The 20,949-nt window shown below is 34.6% G+C and carries 20 protein-coding genes and 1 pseudogene; all 21 read right to left on the reverse strand.

Annotation, left to right across the window (positions count from 1 at the left end; genetic code table 11):
• Window positions 1-612 precede the first annotated feature (612 nt).
• The 21 genes and pseudogenes from WFH39_RS14725 to WFH39_RS14825 all read right to left on the reverse strand — a co-directional run bounded on the left by WFH39_RS14725 (window position 613) and on the right by WFH39_RS14825 (window position 20,842).
• Window positions 613-1,794: a hypothetical protein gene (locus tag WFH39_RS14725; RefSeq protein WP_002977307.1), complete on the reverse strand. Its 1,182-nt coding sequence runs from the start codon at window positions 1,792-1,794 to the stop codon at window positions 613-615.
• A complete protein-coding gene (locus WFH39_RS14730; RefSeq protein ID WP_002977308.1) occupies window positions 1,781-2,596 on the reverse strand; it encodes a M23 family metallopeptidase in 816 nt (271 codons plus the stop codon). The genes WFH39_RS14725 and WFH39_RS14730 overlap by 14 nt, the downstream gene beginning before the upstream one ends.
• A 26-nt stretch (window positions 2,597-2,622) precedes the next feature.
• Window positions 2,623-4,605: a type IV secretion system DNA-binding domain-containing protein gene (locus tag WFH39_RS14735; RefSeq protein WP_002977309.1), complete on the reverse strand. Its 1,983-nt coding sequence runs from the start codon at window positions 4,603-4,605 to the stop codon at window positions 2,623-2,625.
• Between the two features lie 80 nt (window positions 4,606-4,685).
• Window positions 4,686-5,576 (reverse strand): conjugative transposon protein TraN, encoded by an 891-nt coding sequence (traN, locus tag WFH39_RS14740; protein ID WP_002977310.1) that lies wholly within the window; start codon window positions 5,574-5,576, stop codon window positions 4,686-4,688.
• 3 nt (window positions 5,577-5,579) lie between these two features.
• On the reverse strand, window positions 5,580-6,839 hold the full coding sequence (gene traM / locus WFH39_RS14745; RefSeq protein WP_002977311.1) for a conjugative transposon protein TraM: 1,260 nt from the start codon (window positions 6,837-6,839) through the stop codon (window positions 5,580-5,582).
• Window positions 6,836-7,216, reverse strand: a complete 381-nt coding sequence (locus WFH39_RS14750) for a hypothetical protein (RefSeq protein WP_002977312.1) — start codon at window positions 7,214-7,216, stop codon at window positions 6,836-6,838. Before WFH39_RS14750 ends, traM begins: the two co-directional genes overlap by 4 nt.
• On the reverse strand, window positions 7,216-7,830 hold the full coding sequence (gene traK / locus WFH39_RS14755) for a conjugative transposon protein TraK (protein ID WP_002977313.1): 615 nt from the start codon (window positions 7,828-7,830) through the stop codon (window positions 7,216-7,218). The genes WFH39_RS14750 and traK overlap by 1 nt, the downstream gene beginning before the upstream one ends.
• A gap of 2 nt (window positions 7,831-7,832) precedes the next feature.
• A complete protein-coding gene (locus tag WFH39_RS14760) occupies window positions 7,833-9,005 on the reverse strand; it encodes a hypothetical protein (protein ID WP_002977314.1) in 1,173 nt (390 codons plus the stop codon).
• A gap of 11 nt (window positions 9,006-9,016) precedes the next feature.
• Window positions 9,017-9,826, reverse strand: a complete 810-nt coding sequence (locus WFH39_RS14765) for a hypothetical protein (protein WP_002977315.1) — start codon at window positions 9,824-9,826, stop codon at window positions 9,017-9,019.
• An 11-nt stretch (window positions 9,827-9,837) separates the two neighbouring features.
• Entirely contained in the window at window positions 9,838-10,515 is a 678-nt protein-coding gene (locus WFH39_RS14770) for a hypothetical protein (protein WP_050791097.1), read from the reverse strand.
• Window position 10,516: 1 nt separating this feature from the next.
• Window positions 10,517-11,191: a hypothetical protein gene (locus tag WFH39_RS14775; protein WP_002977317.1), complete on the reverse strand. Its 675-nt coding sequence runs from the start codon at window positions 11,189-11,191 to the stop codon at window positions 10,517-10,519.
• Complete coding sequence (locus tag WFH39_RS14780; RefSeq protein ID WP_027383743.1) at window positions 11,188-11,847, reverse strand: hypothetical protein; 660 nt, start codon at window positions 11,845-11,847, stop codon at window positions 11,188-11,190. The genes WFH39_RS14775 and WFH39_RS14780 overlap by 4 nt, the downstream gene beginning before the upstream one ends.
• Window positions 11,834-14,894: pseudogene (locus WFH39_RS14785) on the reverse strand (TraG family conjugative transposon ATPase). Before WFH39_RS14785 ends, WFH39_RS14780 begins: the two are co-directional and overlap by 14 nt.
• Window positions 14,895-14,906: 12 nt before the next feature.
• A complete protein-coding gene (locus tag WFH39_RS14790; protein WP_002977321.1) occupies window positions 14,907-15,212 on the reverse strand; it encodes a DUF4133 domain-containing protein in 306 nt (101 codons plus the stop codon).
• A gap of 3 nt (window positions 15,213-15,215) precedes the next feature.
• Window positions 15,216-15,551 (reverse strand): DUF4134 domain-containing protein, encoded by a 336-nt coding sequence (locus tag WFH39_RS14795; RefSeq protein ID WP_002977322.1) that lies wholly within the window; start codon window positions 15,549-15,551, stop codon window positions 15,216-15,218.
• Between the two features lie 139 nt (window positions 15,552-15,690).
• Window positions 15,691-16,227, reverse strand: a complete 537-nt coding sequence (locus WFH39_RS14800; protein ID WP_002977323.1) for a hypothetical protein — start codon at window positions 16,225-16,227, stop codon at window positions 15,691-15,693.
• Window positions 16,228-16,233: 6 nt separating this feature from the next.
• Window positions 16,234-16,620 (reverse strand): hypothetical protein, encoded by a 387-nt coding sequence (locus WFH39_RS14805; RefSeq protein WP_002977324.1) that lies wholly within the window; start codon window positions 16,618-16,620, stop codon window positions 16,234-16,236.
• Window positions 16,608-17,243 (reverse strand): ParA family protein, encoded by a 636-nt coding sequence (locus WFH39_RS14810; RefSeq protein WP_002977325.1) that lies wholly within the window; start codon window positions 17,241-17,243, stop codon window positions 16,608-16,610. Before WFH39_RS14810 ends, WFH39_RS14805 begins: the two co-directional genes overlap by 13 nt.
• The gene (locus WFH39_RS14815) at window positions 17,240-18,679 is read right to left on the reverse strand and encodes a relaxase/mobilization nuclease domain-containing protein (protein WP_002977326.1); all 1,440 of its coding nucleotides are present in this window, start codon (window positions 18,677-18,679) and stop codon (window positions 17,240-17,242) included. The genes WFH39_RS14810 and WFH39_RS14815 overlap by 4 nt, the downstream gene beginning before the upstream one ends.
• The gene (locus WFH39_RS14820) at window positions 18,676-19,050 is read right to left on the reverse strand and encodes a hypothetical protein (protein WP_002977327.1); all 375 of its coding nucleotides are present in this window, start codon (window positions 19,048-19,050) and stop codon (window positions 18,676-18,678) included. The genes WFH39_RS14815 and WFH39_RS14820 overlap by 4 nt, the downstream gene beginning before the upstream one ends.
• 142 nt (window positions 19,051-19,192) lie before the next feature.
• Window positions 19,193-20,842, reverse strand: a complete 1,650-nt coding sequence (locus WFH39_RS14825) for a helix-turn-helix domain-containing protein (RefSeq protein ID WP_164720332.1) — start codon at window positions 20,840-20,842, stop codon at window positions 19,193-19,195.
• Window positions 20,843-20,949 lie beyond the last annotated feature (107 nt).

Genomic DNA, 20,949 nt, shown 5'->3' on the forward strand with positions numbered 1-20,949 from the left:
GATTTCTATCACTCATTAAATGTGATAGATCATAATTGCGAATTTTAAAGATCTTATCATTTATACCTAACAGAAACAAAATTTTACTTTTCGTCTGCTGTTCTGTATCAAGTATAATCTGAATTGATTTATACTTTATCTTTAGATAATTTTGACCTTTTAGCTGAATGGTTTCAGAGACAACTCCTTTATCTAAAAGTTCAAGATAGAGTACAGTTAATTCAAAATTTCGCAGTGAATGAAATAAATGAATCTTTGGTACGACAAGATTTTTCTGAATGTATCGTCTAAATAAAAAGGATTTTATTTCTTTTTTATTTTTTGACGCGGTAATGATAATTAGCGAATTCCTTAGATAATCACAATGTTTATTTTGTAAAAAAAGCATTGCTTCCAAAATGTATCTGAAACAGTATATATTATGGATGATCAAATCACCAAAATGATTTATAATCTGGTAAAAAGACTTTGTCTCTAGTGATGAGCCATCTCTGTAAATAATAGTCCAGCTATTCTTTCTGAATCCTAAAAAGTAGAGATTTCCATTTTCACTGATTTTTCCCTGAAATATCTTTAGCGTTTCTAAGCTTAGGAGCATGATAATTATCATTATTACCGTCCTCTGGAATGAGATGTTGACCTTGATGCTTCTTCTGCATCTCGTTTCTCTTCCTCTTTCTTTTGATTAGCATCTTGATACATATCTGGATCGTTAACCTGAAGATTAATATTGCTCTTTTCTTTTTCCTTATTAGTATTTTCATTTAAAGAGGATTGAGAAGCAGAGATTTCTTTGCTGACAATATTAAGGTCAGTTATGATATTTTTATTATCAGGATATTGCTCTGATTTCGATTTCAGGTGTGCTTTTAGTTTTTGAAGCTCGACCTGATATCTTATACTTTCTTTTTGTAGTTGATTTTCTTCCTGCATTCTAGCAAGCTTCTGAATGCCTTTTATGATCAAGAAACTAAGACCGCCATCCGTCGCAAGGGATAGTATCAGGAGTGATTTTGAACTTGCGCTCAATTTAGCCTCATTTTTTGATGCCGGACTTATCTGTATGGTGGTTTCATCATCTAACTTAAGCTCTTTACCTTTTCGTAATTGCTGAAGCTGTTTTTCTGAGATATTGTGACCGTTAACATTTTTGAGCTCGTATTTTGTTGTATCCACATCTTTTATCGTATTGTCTTTTTTATCCAATTCAAAAATCCTGGACTGGAACTGCTTATTTTTTTCTTTGAACGGGTTTATTATAAAAACATTATCAAATTTTGCGAGTTCCTTTTCATCAGCATCATCTATTTTAAGAACCGTTTTTTCAACACCGGTCTGAATAATCTGAATTTTATCTCCAACTTTAAAATCTTTAAGACTATCTTCAAGCTTGTTTCCGAAAAAGATTGTTTTTCCCCTTTCGTTTTCTATTTCAACAAATGTGGTCATTTCGTTTTCCGGGTTCTTATTAAAGTACCCTGTTCCAATATGAGTGATGTTTCCATAGTCAGCCATCACTTTGTAAAGATTTCTATTGCTTGAAGAAATTTCAAAAAGTTCGGCAGTTGAAAGGTCTTTGTGATTGACTATATCTTTATTATAAACATTGACATCAAGCTTATCGTCATTTATTTTAAAAGTGAGCCTGTTTTTATCATTTTCGGCAATGAGAATTCCTCCTTTAAGAAAATCATCAATTTCTTTTTTTGAGAGTTTCTCGGAAAAATGATCCTGCTGATTCATGATTCCGAACTTTCTAAGTTCATCTGTAAGTAAGGTGCTAGTATTTTCCATAATTGTAATCTGAAATTGCGTTGTTTGTTTTTATTAAGTCATTTAAGAAATGAACCGGATCTATATATTTTCCTCTTTCTTTCACTGAAAAATGCAGATGCGGTGCAGTGCTTTTCCCGCTATTACCACTTATAGCGATAATATCACCGGCATAGACGAAGTCGCCCAATGAAAAAAAAGTTTTTTGCAGATGCAGATATATGGTCTCAAAATCGCCGTGCTGTACTTTGATGTAATTTCCTGCACCATTACTGTAACCTGTATCACTAATGATTCCATCCAATACTGCAAATACATAATCGCTGTTAGCCCGCAGGTCAACACCGGCATGAAATTTTTCAATTTTATCGATGGGATGAAAGCGATGCCCGAAATTCGAGGTGATCTTCATTTTTTCTAAAGGCATATAAATAATCTGTAGTTCTTCAGTTGGGTATTTTTCGTATTCTAATAATGAAAGTTTTTTATTTCTGTATTTTTTTTCGGATGGATGATTCTCTGACAATGAATCGTCTTCCGACGTCGCTTGAATATCATCATCTTTTTTAATTGAATTGGCTTGTGGAGTAGTTGTTTGCTCAGTTTCATTTGCTGCATTATTCAATGAATCTTTACTCTTCTCAAAATATTTTTTATTCAACTTCCCTGCAATATGGTAAGACAAAAAGCTGGTGGTGAATTGATTTTGTAAAGAGGAGTTCAATCGAATAGTATTGAGTTTTCCTTTATAGGAAGCCGTATTAAATTGAGGTAGGAAATTTGAAAAAATTAACAAATGCATCAGTATTACTGTTTTTTTCATTTTTTTTAAATTTTATGTTGTTAGAGTTACGGATTGAAGTCCTTAATGATCAACTCTACTTCTCTGTTGATTCGTAGAAAGTTCGACATCAGGATTTTCTCTTTATCATTTTTTCCTGACTTGTCTTTAAAGTTATAATACACGGGCATTTCAATATAGTTAGCTTCCTCATCCTCGATACTTTTCATATCAAGATTGATTCTGCCGTGTATGGCCGAAGTTTTATATTCTTCAGTTTGATTATTTTCATCACCTGCGATAATACCCACCATTTCTCCCGTTTTTAATCCTGCTATTTTACCGGCAGGAATGAGGTTATCCATCTTTTCCTGAATTGAAATGGTCGTTTGATTATTATTGATTGACATAGACTGGCTTTTTTGTTTTACTTTGCCAAATACTTTTTCAAGCCAATCCAGTGTACTTTTATCTCGAGCACTGCCACTGAGAATATTTCCGATGATTGCTGTAATCGTGTCTGCAACTTCTTTTTTATAAAATTGGCGGAACTGGGGAATTTCCTGCAGTCCAAGGAGTACAGCTACTTTATTGCTTCTTGCAGTAGCAATTAAATTATCTATCTTATGTATATAAATAGTCGGCAGCTCGTCGGCAATAATTCCGCTTGGTAAATTGCCTTTGGAATTAATCTGTTTTAATAGTCTATTTAATATGGTAGAATATAATGCAGAATTAATATCCTGTGTATTGGGATCAGACGCTAAGACAATGATTGTAGGGTTTTTTCTGTCAGAAATTTTAAGTTTGACATCATCACCTGAAAATACCCAGAAACTTTCCTTCGTTGCCAATCTGGATAGAAATATCTTAAGTGTTCCGATCTGTCCTTCCAGCTGGTCGAAAGCCCTGTTATCAAAAGCCGATTTAAAAGTTGATAATAGAGAATGCAGCTCTATATTGGTGAAAAGAGTATTGAAAATTTCCTCGTAACCACGGTTCATAAATGAAAGCAGATGCGGTAAGGTCGAAAATCTGCCCTCTTCATATTTTGCAAGAAAAGCGATGCATGATGCTAGAAAATTGATGGCTGACTGGGTGAAAAACTGATCACTTCCACCTCCTGACCCACCACCTTTTTGAAGTGAAGACACCATTGCTTCCGCCATTTCCTGAGCTTCTGCTAATGTAGCGAGATATTCTTTTCTTAAAGGATTGACTCTTTTTGATCTTTCAACTTCATTAAGATTAATTACCGCAAACTCGTGCTTATAGCTCTCGTCATGTTGCCTTTTCAATTGATAATGATAGTACGCTATCTTTCCCAAATCTGGAAATTTATAATCATAAATACAGAGACAAAATCCTTTGCCAATCAATTGCCTGATCGCCGGATTAATAATTCCAAAAGATTTACCACTACCGGGCGTTCCTATTACAAGTGTACCTCTGAATGGATTGATATTAATCCATCCGTGATTCATCCGTTTGTTATAATAAAATAAGTAAGGGATGTTGATTGAAAAGTCATTCGTAATTAATTCCTTGTTTTGATCGAATGATTCTTCTTCAATGTTCCAGCGGTCTTTACCAAGCTTGATTTTCATAATCTTGCTGATGTTGTCAGCACCTAAAAGGGTTATTAAAACACCTACGAATGAAAGTAATGCGTAAACAGCCTGATAGATATTAAAATAGGGAGTAAACTGCGGGATGTCTTTTCTAAATGTATCATCTATAAATGCCAATGAACCAAACATCATCAGTAATCCAACGACTATTGGTAAAAGGATTGATTTTGTAATATTAATATCTTGATTTTTTTTTGGCTTTGTACCAATTGCAATTAGTATGATTAACAGAAGTTCAGCAAGTTTGGCATGGTACGGAGGAAATAGAAATGGCATTTTCGCAAATGATTTCAATAGCTTTGGAAGTATCGGAATCTGAGTACCTCCAAAAAAGATAATGCTGCATTCAATCAAAACCAGCATATAGACTGCTTTCTGAAAGAATCCGTAGATTTTTTGTTGTTCTTTACTTTCCTGCATTGTTTCTCAAATTGAATTATATAAAAAGCAGACAGCCAGGAGTTCCCAGCTGTCTGCTATACTTTAGATGTAAATGAATATTAAAAAGTGTCAGCCTGTAAAATATCTGAGTATTTAATCTCCAGATTAATTGTTCTGCCGCTGATTTGATTTTCGATCAGCCTGATGTTTAGAACCTTGTTATTCGGATAAGTGAATTTCTTAAAAACGAAAATATTTCTGTAAGACTTTTTAAATGTCTTTAAGTCATACAGACGGAATACAGGCTCTATCTCAATAGACTGAACATTCGTGGCTTTGTAAACCTTTTTATCATCGATAGAAAACTTAAGTTTGTCAATATCATAGATGAGATTTGTATTGTTTTTAAAACTAATATCTAGAAATACATAATCACCAAAAGCGTATACATTATTAAGCTGCGATTCGATTCCCAAATCTCTGTTTCTACGTATTTTATTTGCTTCTTTTTTTCTGATAATCTCCACCGAATATTTTCTGAGTTCGGCACTGGACATCTGGTAATCCGGATATTCAAGAGCCTGCATGTCTTCAGGTAAAATTTCAATGTTGGTCATTATAGTCGCACTGCTGTCAACTTTATAGATCAGCTTGTACTGAGCCATAAAGGATTGTCCGACAATGGTAACAATTCCTAATTCCTGATTATCATAATAATAAATCGGAGTTTCCTCTTTTATTCTAATACTGTCGGTAGCGGAATGGCTTTCCTCTTCAAACTGTTGTATTTTAATTCTTACAACATTTTCTGTAGGAAGATCGCCTATAAGGTGTTTCGTACTTAAATCAACAAACTGAATAGGCTGGGGGCTCCTGAAATGAAGATTGACATTACCTGTAATATAGATTTCGGGAAGATTATTTTTATATACTCTCGATAGTACTGTATTCTGAGCGGATGTCTCCGTAGAAACAAGCATCAGCATAAGGATAATAATGAAATTTTTCATAGATTATGGATTGGTGTTTTTCTTATAAATGTTCTTTTTCTTTTTTTCAAGTTCTTTGTTGTCAATGAGGTAAACGAAAGAATTGTATTTAATTTTTGCCTTGTTTTTCCGTATTACGTCCGATATTGTTTTTGAGGTGGATTGATATACTGAGCTAAGCGTCGTGGTAAAAAAATCAGCGCTACCACTGGAAAGATTTTGACCTTGCACAATGTTTTCTCCCATAGATCTTGTCATTTCACGGAATGCCGAACTTGGGACATACAATCCTTCCATGCCATCAACATCATAGATATTGAGACTGATAGGAAGAATCTCGTTCTGATGCATTACCGATACGATGTTAAGGTTCACCCTTTGCAGTGAAAATCCACTGATCAATGCGTAAAGGGGAGTACCTTTCGATATTTTTGCATTTCCGACGTATACATCTTCGAGTAGGCGAATCCTTATTCTGCTTCCTGCAAAGCCCTTAATGTTTTCGTCGATCACAGCTTTGATAAAGTTATTTTCACGTTGTCTGAAGATCGAATTGAATTCTGTGCTTTTCGAGGCTTTTGTTACATCCAATGTAGAATTGAGAAAAAAATCCATCTCTTTCTCATTTTTCTTCATTTTCTCAATGGCTTTGGCTTGATTTTTAAGTTCAGGGTTGTTTGCTTTTTCGATACTATCCATTAACATCATCTGCTCTCTCATCAAGGTCATCTGATCCTTTTTCCAGTCGGAATTTTCAGCACTCCGAGTATCAGCTTTTCCTGAATTGTTTACCCCGTTATTGTCACCATTGAGCATTTTTAACATTTTCATACTTCTGTCGTACTGATCATCCTCACGTTCTTTCGACTGTTTAGCATCCATCGCGTTATAGTAGGACTGTCGATTGGCCTGTCGGGAAAGATTATTCAGACGTTCTTTTTCTCTGACATAATTCATACTGTCAATATGCCTTTTCTGTCGCTCTGAAAGATCATCATCAAATTTTTCAAGACTTTCATGCTCATCACCGAAACCGTCAATCATGGTTCTTCCATCGGTTCTTTTATCAAAGAAATCAGCATAAGCGTCGGCCTTTCCTTTAATTTCAGAGCGTTCTCCAACTTTTCCGAAATCGGTGGAAATGTCTTTACTCTCAGCCAGTTTATTTTTGTCTTTTCCTGAGTTTTCCGTGAATTGAACATAAAAATACCCTATCATTAAAACGAATGGCAGGGCGATGAGGGGAAGAACATATTTAGGTTGTTTTAAATTGAGTTTTTTCATCTTGAATTATTTATATTGTATTTATCGAGGAGATATTTAATTCTCGAACTATCGGAAGAACTCAATATCTTTTTTTTCCGATAGTAATCAAGTTCTTTCAGCGCTTCTCTTATACCCAGAATTTTTTCTGTCTCTGTAAACGGCGAGTTGAATGAGGTAGCAGCATCCTTTAGGACATTTTGCTTTTTCATCGTTTCGTATTCAGGAATGGAAACTTTTTGTATGTAAATCAAGCTTCCAATTGAGAATAGGGTGGACAAAAAAATCAATCCAAACATGAGATAAAATGTTCTCTTCGGCTGACGTTCTGCAAATTGTTCCACACTTTTCCATATGGTTGATGGATTTTTACTGATGATTTTATTTTGCTGTTCCATTATCTAAATTTTTCTTTTACGGAAATGTCCGAGTTATCTAATGTTTTCCATTTTTCGATCAGAACACCATGAGGATTATTGGGAGATCGGGGAAGATCTTGCAAAAAACCTTCAGTGATCAATTTTCTGACGATAAGCTGCGTCTTTCGGTTAATGGTCTGTTTGCCATAGTAAATAAATTTTAAGTTCTGCTCATCGAGTTTAATGCTGTCTGCTTTTATAGTCATCACACTATTGGAAGAAATGATCTGGTTGTAAAATCCCTTTTCCTTCAGATTCATATACTCCTTCATACCACTGTCATCGATCAGATACAATGCTTTTCGTGTCTGAGATTTTATATAATCGTCATCTGCTGAAAGTGTGAAAAATAAAGAATGAAACATATCGACTTGAGCTTTATATTCAACAGGTCTGTTTAGGAGCAAATCGGTCTGCTTGACTAAAACAGGAACCCCGTTATCTAAAATATAGATGGATTTTCTTGCATCTTTTATCTGTTTATATGAGAAAACAAATCCTGCAATAACGACGATGACTGATAAAATTATGCAGCCAATGGAAGTTACTTTATTGATCTTGATTTTTTTTTCAATGTTTTTTACAACTGCCATAATTATCCTTTTAATAATGAAACTCCTTTAGTGGCTATTGCCATTCCTGCTTTTTTCATCTTACTCATGGCTCCTGTATTACCACCGCCCGACGGAATGATATAATTGGCCAGGGTAGGAACACATAATATTCCTACGGCTGTAATTAAAAAACAGACGATGACCAATCCAAATGACATGATCCCACTGCTAGAATAGGTAAGCAGCAAATCCATGTTCTTTATACTGCCGTCTGTATTGATAATCTGATCATATCTCTCAATTTCTGCCTCAAAGGCAAATAGCTGAAGGAGGGTTCCGATTTTTAAAATAATAAATGCCACAAATCCGTAAAGATTGACATTGATGAATCTGGAAACCCATTGAGAAAGAAAACTTGAAAACGCAGGAAAAACTGATAACCCAACCGGTATAGGACCGATAATAATTAAGATGGTCGAAAATATCAGCTGGATAAAAAATATCCCATAGACACATATTCGAAGTATCCATAACCCAATCAATTCCAGCGCGCTCGATATGGCTAATTGTAAACCAACCTGTAATCTGAGATAAAGTTCATAGACAGGACTCATAAGACTTGTTAATCCATCTCCAACCATATCCAGTCCTTCTTCTATTAAAGATTGGTCTCCGGCTTCCTGTTGTTGGATTTCAGCTTGTGCTTTAGCTTGCTCTTCAACAATTCTGTCTACAACCTGCTGCTGTTTTTTAAAACGTACCCATCTTAAAGAATTCAATTCCTGCTGACTCTCAACAAAGCTGCTCTCTGAGACGTCCTGAAGCTTGATTAGAGGAGTACGGAGAATACCGACAAATGATACCCAATTCACAATAACCAGTCCAATGGCGAAGGGTTTTAGCATCGGTACTATTTCCCATTCACGATCTCCGCCTATCATCTGCCATCCTATATTCCCCAGATAGAGTAGTGCGCCTAAACCCGCTACAGCCTGTCCAAATAATATAAATTGTCCATATTCTGCGGTCATAAAGCTGTCGTAAAGCGGTAGGAACTTTTCAGTAAACCAGCCTTCCAATACGCCCTCACCCTGCAGAAAATCCATTGCTTTCTGGTAATATTCATCACTGTGTGTATCCTGTGAGAATGCAAAGCACGGAATGAATAAAAGCATTATTTTCATAATGCTTTTTAAAATCTTTTTTCGTTTCATAATTTTTTTAACTATAAATGCCCCGTCATTACATCCATGAATATCTCTGCATCTCTCCGTTCTTTTGTAATCTTTCCGGGATTTTTTGTTTTGTAACTTTCAAGTTTAACTTCGGCTCTAAACCTGTTCTCTCCCTGCTGGTTTAAGTACGCTAGGTATTTTTTCATTTTTCGCCATTCGATAAGGCAGTCATGGTAGGCAAGAATCCTTTTGCCTCTCGGCATATCTGCACTTTTAGCAAATTTGTATTTGTCCTGAATGACGTTGATCTTTCGCCTGCATTCTCCGATGATGCCGTAATTATTGAATCGTTCCCAGGCTTTCGAAGAAGTAAATCCCCACTGAGATAATGCCGAAGATCCGGTGTCAAAATTATCCAGACTGTTCAGTACATCTTTATAATAAAGCAGATAAAGAGGATCAGCCCCTGAGGTCGCACTGGAATAATGATAGAATTCTTTCAGGTTTTCTTCATATGTTGTCTTTGCTTCTTCCTGAATATCGCTTGTTTTGTCCTGCTGTACCAAGGTTGTTGCATATCTTTGGTTTTGCAATCCCGCCAGTCCTAAAGGTCTGATGTCATTTCCGCCTTTGTAATCACGGTTTCGACTTGGAGCCAGCCAGCCCCATACCATGGCATAGGCATAATTAGTCTGTATGCCCAAAAAGTATTTTGGTTCAGGCTGCCAGTCTCCCCATTGATAAAAGACCTGCCTTTTCTCCTGACCTACAATGTGTTTGTCCTTAACTCTTTTTATGGTCTGTCCCTTTACGAAAGATAAAAGGGGAAGAAATGATAGTATTAATAGTATGTTTTTCATAGATTATAATTTTACCAACCGTTTAAATTCTGGTTATAATTATTAATAATATTTTGGATTAAACCTTTGTCCCGTATATACCAGCTGTTGAAAACACCAATATGACGGAAGTATGGTTTTTTTTCAGCATTCCTCAGGTAATTGATAATGTGAACTGTCCAGCCATTCATAATTTTTATCTCATGCTGTATTTTTGAAAGAATTTTCTGCCGATCGTAGCTGTCCATAAGAAAATCATTTTCTTCATTGAGAACCGATTCGCTTATATTTTCATATGAGTTCATCGCATGCAGATAAAGCTTAGAATAATAATTCATAATCAATACGGCATACTGAGGTTTTTGAGCTGAAAGCTCCAGCATTTTCTCCATGTTTCCAATAAGTTTGGTAAAATCATAGTATATGGCTTCAAGCTGTTTTCCCTGCTTCAGTGCTGAATTGACATTACGAAGCTGATTATATATGTGATTTTTTATGACCACAACCTGCACAGCCTTTTCCTTGATATCATCGTAAGCTTTTCTTTGTTTCTCGTAAGAATTTTGGTAAAGCTTTTCAGAAGCTACTCTTGCAGCCTGGTTGGCCGTTACCTGAGCCTGCAGTTCTAAATTATAATAGAGCTGATAATAGGTTTGTGACTTTGCATTATTCAGTAAAAGCAGAAAAAATACAATTAGAAATGTTTTCATTTTAATAAAGATTTGCATTGTTAATGATATCCTGAATGATTTTCTTGTCCCTGTTCACCCAATTTTGAAGCAGGTTATTACGCAGTTTTATTTTTCTCTTGACATTGATGATTTTCTGAAGGGTAGAGTAGGACTGCTGCCGAAGAGTCTTGATTTCACTTTGAGCAAAATCCAGAAGAATTTTACGTTCGGCCTTTTCCATTTCGTTTATCGTCCCATACGATAAAACTATACCTGCCATCAGCCTGATATACAACTGCAGACTATTTATAAACTCATACTGACCATTGAGTGCGACAGGAATCCAGATTGGGGCATCAGATAATTCAGTATAAATTTTCGACTGTATCTCATAAATCTTATCAATTTCTCTGACGATGTTCACCGATGTCGGAATAGCCTGAACTGCAAACGAAAGGTTGTTAAGCCTTCCACGAATTTTTTCAGTCACATCCCTGTATTTGCTCCATTGTTCCTTATTGGCTGATTCCAGACTTAAATTGGTCAGCTGCTTATTTCTCATTTCTTTCTGCTTCTCATTTTCATCCATTGTTTTTTGAATTTCAGAGTTAATAAGGTAGTAGCAGATATAATTCCCTCCAGTAAGCTGACCTTTAAGTATATTTGAAAAAATCAGAATCAGGAAACAGACTTTAGTTTTTGATAAAGTTTTCATAGTCCCAATGTTCCTGCGTTGTTCAATATTTGCTGAAAAATATGCCTGTCAGTATTGACATACGTCTGAAATGGATTGATAGATTTCCAGAATCCTTTTCTTTTGGCTCTCCTTATCGTCATCTTTACGTTGATCAAATAGACATTCAGCAGACGGGTGTTATTTTCAATATTGTACAGAAGCCTTTTCCGATCTCCTGAAGTTGCAAGATTCAGCTCACCACTTGTCAGCAGATCAGCAACATCAGTATAAATGTCGGTCGCTTTGTTAGTTACCAGCTGTATTGATTTTGTCGCAAATATGCTGTACTCCGGTGCATCCTGCACTTCGTTATATATCCCATCAACATTCGTGATTATTTTGCTAAGGTTGTTGTAAATATTCTGAACTTGAATGCCGTTTTTCAAAGTACCATTTACCTCTTTTAATCCTTTGTACAATTTATTCTGCAGATCGTTGGCCAGAACCATCTGAGTTGAGACAACCGCCTGCGCCTGCTGCAGTTTATTCATCTCGTCGACTGTTTTCTCCTGCTCGCTTTTAATTTGATTGGCATATAAAATCATAGCAGGAGCTGTCAGTACATCTATATAGGGAGTTTGTGTTTTATAAAAACTCATGATAAAGACCATGAGTATGATGCTATATTTTTTCATAAGTCTGATTTTTGCTTTTAATAAATTCCTTTAGCGTTATATCTTGATCTATAAGTAGCCGTTTGATACTTTTGAAGAAATCTTTACTAGGGTTTTGCTTTTTGAATGAATGATAGTATTCGATTAACCCGTTGTCAATAGGTTTTTGGTAAATATTTACCAATGATACCAAGTTTGGTAGACCGTCTTTCAGATGATCAATATCTAGAACAAACTGCTCCAATGCATCCTGATAGTTTCGATATTCATTAACATAGTATTCGAGTGCAGATTTTTCAGGTTTTTCAGTAGTATAAGTCAAATATTGCTGTAGTGAAACTTCATTACCATATACTTCACCTTTGCTGCCCCGTTTAAGATAAAATTCTTTGAACCGGCTTCTACCGCTTTTATTATTTAGATTATTAATGGTGAAAATCTTACTCTGCTCAACCTCATTAAGTGAGAGCAATTTTGCAATCTTATCAAAATTATCGATGAATTTTGTCTGATCGAGAAGTATGAAGGTATCCGAATTATTAATAATACTGTCTTTTACGACAGCATTCCCGATAATATCATCCAGCTCCTGTGTAACAACAACGGCTTCACCCCAGAATTTTCTGACTGTTTTATACAGGTATAAAATATAACTTCCCATTAGTTTACTCGCAATTGCCTTCCAGGCTTCTTCAATAATGAGTGCTTTTCGCCTATCTTTTCTCAGACGCATTTTCTGGATAAACGTATCCATAATAATGAGGGTTACAATAGGAAACAGCTTAGGATTATCTTTAACATTATCAATCTCAAAGACGATAAAGGGCTCATAAAATAATAAGTTGTCTGCATCTTCATTTAAAGTCGTTCCATACCTACCTCCTTTGTAAAAATCAGCCAATACATAAAGGAATGTTCTCAGGTTGAATTCAGCTTCAGAAATTTTGAACTTTTTATTGGAAAGATAAATAGGAAGAAATTTTTCAGAATACTCATAAAAAGTGTTGAAAGAAAGTTCTTCCACGTCTAGCATTTCTTCAAGCTCTACCAGTTTTTTGATGAGTGATTTTCTGAAGGCATTTTCCCACTCCGCACTGTTGATTTTGGGTCTTTCAATTATTTTAGTATTTGAAAGGATCAGTTGGCTTTCATCGTAAGTCTTTCTTTTTTCGGTATTGACCAATGTTTCGTAAGCCTCGTGTATTTTGTCGAATATGGAATCATCAAAATCAGCTTTATCAAGATTTTTATCAGGATGATACTGTACCGCCAATTTTCGAAACGCCTTTTTAATGTCCGAGCTTTCAGCATCCATTGGTATTCCTAAAATTTGATAGTAATTTTCATTTTCACTGTATTGGCTCTCAAATTCATTATAAAGATCATCTTCGTAGATGTTGTATTTACTTAGGTATAGAATCAGCTCACGCGAGGTCTTTTGCTGATACCAATTGGTACCACCTTTGAAAAACTGATGGTAATACGCTAAGAGCAGATTATCAATAATGGATTTTTGTGTGGTGGTCATCGATGAATCTGCACCCTGCCATATCAGAAAAATAAGATTTCCTAGAAACTCAATTTTCTCAATATTAAATTCCGATTGGCTGACTACAAAGGGGTTCATTGTGATTGGCTTCTCTTCGGTGTACTGAATATACTTCCCATTCTTATATTTTGCCGTCCCGCTGTAACTGTCTCCGGTGTCCACAATTACAACATCATAATTGTAGGCTAAATATTGTTCAATGATATTATTCATCAAAAAAGATTTTCCGCTTCCTGACGGTCCAAGAACAAATTTGTTTCGATTATTGATTCTGCCGATCTGCATTGGCAGATCAGCGGTGTCGACCTTTAACGGAACTCCCTGTCTGTCCGTAAATCTCAGGTAAAAACTGGATGGTTCATCTACGGGGTAGCTCTCTTTAAAAAAAAAAGCACAGCGAGGCTTCACTCGTTGTGGTAAACAAATCGTATTCTTTTAGTTCATTGGCATTCCCCGGTAGTGATGCTCGAAACAACTCCAATTGATTGAAAGAATTTTTACTGGAAATTACTCCTTTTTGAAAGAGCTGGTTCTCAATCATCGACTGGATTTTTTCCAAATCCTCAATAGTTGGGCAGCTGGTGACAAGACTGTAATGTGCGTCAACAATAAGCTGACCGTCCTTAGCAATATTATCCAGCAAAATACCTATTTCTTCGGCGCAGATCCTATTCAAAGGTTCATTCTGAAATCCTTCGTGACGATTTTTTTTATTGGCTAAAAATTTAACTCTTTCCGTCTGATCAGGAATGACAATAATTTGGTTGTAAATAATGGTATTGTACAGTTCCAGGTCATTAATAAAAGAAAAATTGTCAACTGCGGTATCTTTGATAGCTCCGTTTCCACCCAACGTTGTGTAAGGGTAAATTTCATTGGGCAGTTCAATATTTTCAACATCTACTAAAGAAATGGTCTTCACATAGGAATTACCAATCTGGAGATTACTGTCAAGTGACCTTATATTGTCAAAAGCTTTTGTTGATCTGCCAAAGTTCATGGAAAGAATAGAGGAGATGTAATACTCAAAATTCTTTTCAAAGAAAAAATGGGGCTCAAAATCATTTTCCTTCAGAAGCATAAAGATTTTTTCTGCTTTGTCTCGCAATTCCTTATACTTTTTATCTGAATATTTGTACTGGTTTTTCTTTTTGCTTTGATCGATCCTGTGGGTAAATACCAGAATGCTATCGATTGTTTTGTAAATTCTTCCCGCAAAATGTTCTGAATATTTTTGCTGTAAATATTCTTCATGTGCTTCCGCCTGGTAGATCTTTTTATCGAAAATGTCCAGCTTCTGAACGATATATCCTTCTCCAATAATACTGATAATATTAAGTAGTATTGAATGATACTTCAGATACAAGGCACGGTCTGCCGAATACTGTGTGACAATATTTTTAATTTGGATGGCAATGATCGGGTTTCCAAATTCACCGATAAGAACATCATAATTAACATTAAATTCTGAACCGTAGTCGTAGCCAATAAATGGCAGACTAAAGCTTTTCTTTTTCATTGTGTGTATTTCCTAACGTTTGTACTTCTGCTTCAGTTTTATTTTTACAGGAATCATAAAAATCTCATTTTTGTTAAGCGTTTTGTTAAAAAGACCTTTGGTTTTCTGTAATCTGAAGACATTCCAAATCAATCCTGCACCAATACCTAAAGCAAGAACTATCCCTATAAAGAATCCTATAACTTTGCTTAGAATGATGCCTAAAACCATTGTGCCGGCAAATGAACCACCGGCATAATAGATATACTTTCCTTTCAGACCTTTAAACACAAGGGGCTTCTTTAGCCCCTTGTATAGAAAGAAACTCTTTTCTTCCATTTCTTATATTCCAAAAAATGCCTGAATTACTGTGGGAACGAGAAGCAGGAAGATACAGGCACCTCCCCAGCCAATCAGTTCTTTATTGACGTCTTGGTCACCATTGTTCCATTTGTTGTAAATTCGGACACCTCCGACAATGCCTACGATCGCACCTATCATTTGAACTAAGTTTGAGACTGGCTCAACGTACTCTTCGATATCCGATGTTGCCGAAGATATAGCTCCGGCGCCTCCTGTCTGAGCAAAAAGTAAATTTGTGCATAATACCAAGATTGCGGAGAACAGCGCTTTTTTAATTTTATGGTGTTTATTAATGCTTGTAATATTATTTTTCATTTGATTTTTAAAATTTTAATTGAACAATAATTGAATTGTTTCATTTGAAACCGTCTGGTAAAAAAAGATTCCAAAGCTCCATAAAGTGCTTTGGAATCGAAACAGATACGGCGTTTTCCGTATCATTGACTGAATGTAATTAAAAAACTAAACTTGATTTGTAAAAACTCTGACCGCTTTCAGAGCCGACAACGATATGTCTTGATGCTTTTTCAAAGAAATTTCGAAACATCTCATCCGAAATAACTGACGGAATTATTTCCTTCTGATGAGGTATTGCCTCCGAATTTTTGCTTCCGATCACTGAACTTAAATTTGAAAGAAATGATTGACGCACTTCTTTTTCATCTTTGCCCTGTTGATTGTCGCCATAGAAGTTTTCAATTTCCCGCTCTTCCTCAAAACGTCGATGGTTAAAAGGTTCGCCGTTTTCTTCGGAGGATAATTCTGTCTCTTCATAATCATAGGAACTTGGTAAGTTTAAATTCTCTACGTCATCTTCATAAATATTTATTATTTCTCCTGGAGTTTCTTCAATAAAGTTCTCAAGGCTGATCAATTCGCCATCATTTTCATTTCTATTTACGATCTGTTTTTTTATAAATAAGTCATAAACTGCAATGCCGGTATAATATAGAATGTATAGTAAACCAGTAATCATTAGGACTTTTCCCATAAATTTTCACTTTTTTAAAATGTTTAAGAAATTTTCATAATCGTCAGATTTTAGAGCGAGATGCACCGCAAAACTTACAAATTCGCTTACAGATATCCCGTCAGCACGAAGGCCCACCAACTTTCTGTAATGATGATCCTGTATCCTTATCATTCTGCTGGTTTTGTCATTACTCTTGTAAGAGTCAACAAATTCATTAATTATGCATAAGGTTTTATCATCAAGTTCGGTTAGATTGGTTGGTTTTTTCTTTGTCCGAGTGTTTTTTGCTGCATCTGCTGTTTTGTGTTTAATGCCCTTTTTCGATAAGACTGCCTCGTCACTCAGAATATTGAGATTCTTTGCTAATTCCTCTTTATCTTCATCGGTCGTATAGCGGTCTAAAATTCCCATAGATGATAAATTAATTCATCGAATGTTTCTTTGACAGCTAACTTTTGTTCATATGTCAGTCCTTTTGTGTTGATGCTAAGCATACATTTTCTGGTTAGAACTGATCCGCCAATTACTTTCCCTATCGTATTGAATTCAGCATCCATTACAGGTTTCAATTCGTAGCTGTCGTCTTTGCGCATATTATTTCTGATGAAATATATTTTTGCCTTGACTTTGATAAGCTTAAGAAGATTGAGAAACAGTACTGTAGACATCATTGTAACACTGGAGTATCCATAAGGAATTATTATGGCATCACTGTATTGTAATACCTGCGTGTAATTATTCTGAATATTTCCGGCGGTATCAAAAAGAATAACCTCCTGACTTTCCTTTAACTGCATTAAAACTTTTTCATTCTGCGTGAGATGAATATTTTCTTCCGAAATTTTCTCTACTTCATAAAGATAATCTGCTTTTAATTCTTTGTCTTCTGACCATTGCCTGTAAAATGAACGCTGAAAATCAAAGTCGATGACATTTACCTTTTTATCGGTAAACATAGAAAGATAGTTGGCAAATGCAATGGCTAAAGTGGTCTTGCCAACTCCGCCCTTCTGATTTGCAAACGTAATAATCATCTCTTTTTTTTCTTTTTTCTTCTTCTATTTTCTAGTTCTTCGCTTGATGGCGGAGAAGCTGCTGAAATATCAAATAGGGAAGTGCGTTTTAACATTTCTTCTAAACTTGATGCTTCTGCAGCTTGCACGCCATTGACAATAGACTGGTGTCCTGGATTTTGAGGATTTAGTAATTGAGATAAATAAAGGTTGTAATAGTAATCTCCGACCAATTCTTTTACGGTAAAGACAACATTGTCAATCTTATTAATGACGAATGCCTCATTTGAGAAACTGACGATCTTTATTTTATCCTGCGAATTATTACTTACTTTCCTTAAGTTTAGGATGTGATCTATTGTTGAATTTCGTGTGTCTTTCCAGATATTATAATTTGTCTTTTTCGATTGTTTCAAAAAAAGCATATAATCCTGGATTTCGCATTTGTACTCTTGTTCCAAATGCTTTTTAAAAACGTTCTTCGTTTCGATTGTCAAATTTGAATTGGCCAGAATGTCAAAGATCTTTTTGTCTAATACTTGGGAGCTGATAATGAATAGGTCACTCATTTTCATTATATCACTGCCTTTGTAAATCGTATTGGTTTTGTGGTCGATGATGGAATAGCCGAAAGGCTGTTTATCATCTTTGAATGAAAGAACAACATCAATCCCAAATTTTTTCTTCAGATGGTATTGAAGCTCTGATTGGTAGGAGGCATGGTTTTTATCCGATACTCTGAAAACCGAGTTGGAAAATACCTCTTTGTATTTTTTGAATAGAGCAAATATCTGTTTTTTTCTTTTCTCGTCAAAACTTTTTTTTGAAAAATTTAAATCATTGACATTTAAAACTTTGATAAAAGCGCCGTTTTTTGTAATATTTAACTTATCATTTTTTTCATAATAGCCGTATCCATTAAGTTCCAGCAGTGTCTTAAACTGATGTAACGTACTATAATTATAATCAATCAATTTTTCTAAATTTTGATGTACGTCAGTACCGTACAACTCTTTAATTGTTTCCTGTAAAGCAGTTTGACTTTTATATTTTTCGAAATCTCTCTCAATACGCTTTGAGCTGTCTTTATTAACCCTTGTACTTACAATATGAATGTGGTTGTTGGCAGTATCATTATGAAAAACAACAATGTACGGTTGTTCACCATAGCCCATTTTATCCATGAATTTATCTGCTGTAAGCGCCAATTGTTCCTTAGAATATTCGCGTCCTTTTGCGGATATTGTAGCGTGAAACTGCGGATTTTTTATTCTTGAATTATTTTTGGAAACTGCTTTCAGATAGTTTTTTATGTCTGGAGCTCCCGAAGAGTGATTAAGATGAGCCGGGAAATTTTTAATTGATAAAAGTTCTCCCTTTCCTTTTTCAATTTTCTTGTCATTATAAATCACACCATTGAACTCACTGGATGATTTGTTTAATATTTTAACAATCATTTTGCAAGTTCAATATAGATTTTTTTGATTATTCTGTTTTGCTCAATTTTCAGACTGTTGAGAATTTCAAGCTTTGAATTATAATCAGATAAAAGGGTAGTGGGTAAGTGCTTGTTGGTGTTGATATGTTTTGCAATCTGATTGATATTATTCTCAATTTTAGAGAATAAATTAACCTGATTTTCGATGAAATTCATGATTTCTTTCCTGTCATTATCAAGTAGCTTTCCTTCGACGCCGCTAATGATATAATCGGAAAGATGAAGGTTGTATTTATTACAGTGATTCAGCCATTTTTCTTTTACTTCGTCATGTAGCCTTAAAGTAATTCGTGCAGTCTTTGATCTGCCTGAGGTTTTTAAATCTTTCATTTGGCAATTTTTTAAAATAGTTAAGGCAATCCTAATTAGGATTCGCACATTTCAATTTGCAAACGAGAAGATTCTTCTCCTGATTAGATCATCAAAATTATGTAAAATTCACTTGAAAATTATAGATTAGTATTTTCGATTTCTATTTACCGTTATTATTTTTTTGCTCTTCTTTCTTTTTTTTGATAAAATCTGTTGGACGCATCCCATTAATTTCATAAAAAAGATCTGAAAAATTCTGACGGGATGCTATACCGCATTTTTCAGCTAATGCTTCAATTGTGTATTTCAAGTAATTTTTATCAGTATTCATTAGATTGGTAATGTAATCAATTCTAAGATTGTTTAGGTAATTTTTAAAATTAACGCCTTTTGATTCGTTGATAAAAGTTGATAAATATGTTGTATTAGTATTGAATTGAGCCGCCAACTGATTTAATGTTAATCCTATTTGAGTATATTCTTGTCTATCCTCAAATGATTTTATTTTTAATAGTAAATCTTGGTAAATCTCCTTACTAATTATCGATGTCTTCTCATCCTCGTAAATGGTATCGGGACTATGTTGATGTAGCATTTTTTCAAGCTGACGATTGTCAAGCTTTATCTGCAGTATCCTGTAATTCAGCATGATCTTCTTATTCTTCCTATATTTAAAAATGTATAGTGTGATAAAAAGCAGCGAAAGACATATAAAAAATATTACCATTAAGGAAGTGAGAAGATTTCTCTTCTCTAAAGCTTCTTTGTTATCTAACAATCGCTTCGTGTCGTATTCTTTGTGAATTCTTGAGGTCAAATAGTAAAACTCTTTTCCTAATAAGCTGTCAACTGATAAGAGCTGTTTAGTGTAGTACAGCTCTTTCTTTGTGTTGTTCAGGTTATTAAAATGGTTTATTAAAATTTCGTAGCTATCACGTGTCTCCGGTAAAACAAAATTTTTATGAACGAAAATTGAATCTACCATCTCAAAATAATGGAGTGCTTTTTCCTTATCAGAATGATAGTAGCTCTTTCCTAAGTAAGAGTAAATTAATGATGCAGTCGCAAAATCATCTACCTTCAATATTTTTGGTAAAGATTTATTTAAGATATCGATTGCATGCTTATAATTTTGACGGTTATATGCTGAAATGCCTTTGCACTTTAAAAAATAACTCTTTTCCAAAGAAAATTCATCAATCCCCTCAATTTCTTTTAGCCCAACATTTATTAAACTATCAGCAGCAGCAAAATTTTTTAGATTTCTCTGACAGATTATTAACTGGTGAAGAGAGTTAAAATATCCCCTTTTATTATTGAAAACTTCATTTGGATGAAGTTGTTTAACTGATTCATTATTAAAAAATTTAATGCATTCTTCGAAATTTTCTTTAGATTCTGAATAATAGCCTAGGTAGCTTTTGACGACTCCCATATGATAGACGACCTTATATTTCAAATACTCGTCTTTAGTATTTTTTAAATAGTTATAAGCTTTTAAATATTCATCTAAAGCCGGATCAAATTTTTTATAGTTAAAGTAATAGATAATCCCTTTTCCCAAATAAGCTAAACCTATCAAATCTTTATCTCGTGATTTTAAAGCGGCATAGATCATACTATCGGAATATACTAATTTTTGCTTTTCATTTTTAGTAAAGAAAACGGCATCCCGATATCCTTGGGTTAAATGTTCAAAATCATTTTCATTTTTCGATTTTTGAATATAAGTCTTTACATAAGGAATTGCTCTTTTATCATTTTTAGGAAGATTCTCATAATTTTTTCGGATAATCTCATATTCGCTCATCTTCTGCGCATTTAACAGCAGAAAAAAGGGGAATAATATCAAAATGAATGAAAATCCTTTAAGCATGGTTAGTAGGCTTCAATTAAGAACCGCCAAATTTATGTAAA

It is taken from the genome of Chryseobacterium sp. MMO-72 (assembly GCF_037146035.1).
GTDB classification, from domain to species: Bacteria; Bacteroidota; Bacteroidia; order Flavobacteriales; family Weeksellaceae; genus Chryseobacterium; species Chryseobacterium indicum.